The organism is Bacillus sp. GMs2/2 (assembly GCF_050172095.1).
Classification (GTDB): domain Bacteria; phylum Bacillota; class Bacilli; order Bacillales; family Bacillaceae_G; genus Bacillus_A; species Bacillus_A cereus.
Genome location: NZ_JBNLYE010000529.1, coordinates 1 through 2,200, shown reverse-complemented (window position 1 = coordinate 2,200; position 2,200 = coordinate 1). Strand labels below are relative to the sequence as shown.

The window sequence follows — 2,200 nt, the reverse complement described above, 5'->3', positions numbered from 1 at the left end:
TGGTTAAACCATATTTCTACGTATTTGAAACAAATTATTTCACTGAATTGTATGTTAAAGAGAGTGAGGGATTTATGAAATGTAGATTATTCCTTGATTTCTTACTCGTGATTTTACTTGGACATCGGAAAAGAAGTTACGTTATATACGATTTCAAAAGGGGATATTATTCAGTGCATCAAAAGATGCGCTCCGTTTCCTGTTTCCTATCCTACTAAATTACCATTCCAAGCAAATTTCTTCTCTTTCAAACAATTCATCCATTGAATAAAGATAATTCGGCCATACGTATCGGAGGACATGAAACTTTCTTAATACCATTTGGAATATATTTCAATATACTTCCGATACTATAACAGATCGAAAATTTCTTTATTGGAGGTATATAATGGCATATCCATTTCGTAACTTAGTATTTGAAGGTGGCGGGGTAAAGGGAAGCGCTTATATAGGTGCCATCCGTGCACTAAATGAAGAAGGGATTTTACCAGAAATACAACGATTTGGAGGGACTTCAGCAGGAGCGATTACTGCATTACTTTTAGGTCTTTCCATTCCATTCGCAGATCTTGTAAAAATCCACAAAGACATGAATTTCAAAGCGTTTAAAGATGATGATTTTTCGATTGTACAAGATAACATTCGTTTATTTTTTGATGGTTTTGGTATCTATAAAGGGGATTTCTTCACTGAGTGGGTAGGAAAGATTGTTGAAAAGTGGACAGGGAGTAAGGACACAACTTTTCAGCAGTTGTATGACAAAACAGGAAAAGACGTGTTTTTCCAAGGAACGAACATTTCTACACACCAGCTTCGTACGTTTTCACGCGAAACGACACCTGATGTCCCATTAGTAGTTGCTGTGCGGATTTCGATGTCCATCCCATTCTTTTTTAAATCTGTGGAATGGGATAAAGATTATTATGTAGACGGAGGTGTACTCGATAACTACCCAATTCGTTTATTTGATCGAAAAAGTTTTGTGAATAAAGAAGAACACTTCACGACCACAGATACGATTGACGAGGTTAATAAACTGATAAGCAATATAGAGGATCATTTTACATTAAGAAGCTTACACACGAAATACAATGCATCTTTCTTTGATCCTACAGATGAAATTGTCTACAACAAAGAAACACTTGGTTTCCGTTTAGAATCTCAGGCGGAGGTTGCCATGTTAAAACATATCGCAACCTCAACAGAACATCATATTGGCCATTCTCTTATTCATTTTGCATGGAATTTGTCTCAAACCATGATCAAAGGTCATGAGAGCGGAAAAACCACCAAAGAAGATGCTGCCCGCACTGTATTTATTAATACATTCTTTACGTCGGCGTTTAATTTTGATATCACAGAAGAAGAAAAGAAAACACTCATGAATTCAGGTTATACTTCTACTAAAGACTATCTACATCAGTTTAATACGTCTGAAGTAAAATTGTTTAATCGACCATAAAGCCGAGTGCAATGCACTTGGCTTTTTTTAATCGTCCTGTAAATTCTTTTTTTAGTAGCTAATAAAAATTTAGATAGACTATGCATAGAACAAGAGAGAGGAGATAACAGAAAGTAATAAATATAAGTTTTGATGACTTCTTATTTTGTAAAACTAGGGTGTAGAAAGGGTGAAACAGGTGGAAGAAAAACGAATTATGATTTATACAATTTTTTGGCTAACACAGTACAAAAGAGAACCTTAAAACGGTGGATAGGAATGTATCAAAAAATGAATAGAGTAGCAAGGCGGATTTATTGTGGAAGTAGGGATTTTCCTTTTTCTTTCTACTGATAATAAAACGTTATGTAGACTGGGGATGTATAAGGTATTCATTGCTATTCCTTCAAAATGCTGATGTTACATCACATTAAAATAACCTCTAATTTAAGTATTGAAATTCTCTAAATCTCGATGTATTATATTCTTGTATTTTCTCACTTTGCGAAGCCTAGAAAACATCATCACTTCTGAAAGAACTCGAACTCTAGCCGGTTCTTTGAATTTACTTGAACTTATTTTTGAATCATTGTATTATATTTTCGAGTCTTACTCATATAAATCATTATCAGGAGAATCTGCAAATTTGCAGGTTCTTTTTTATTTTATTGAAAGTAAAATTTTAGCCAGTCGTTTATTTTCATATTGTTGGTTTTTATACGTGTTTGGTAAAAAATCAATGTGTTGCAAAAAAATACT

Annotated in this window: 1 protein-coding gene; it reads left to right on the top strand. The window is 33.8% G+C overall.

Features of this window, described 5'->3' with window-relative positions; all coding sequences use genetic code 11:
• The first annotated feature begins 388 nt into the window (after nt 1–388).
• Nucleotides 389–1,462 carry a patatin-like phospholipase family protein gene (locus ACQGS6_RS26980; RefSeq protein WP_000331129.1) on the top strand — a complete coding sequence of 358 codons (1,074 nt, stop codon included), beginning with the start codon at nt 389–391 and terminating at the stop codon, nt 1,460–1,462.
• The last annotated feature ends 738 nt before the right edge of the window (nt 1,463–2,200 follow it).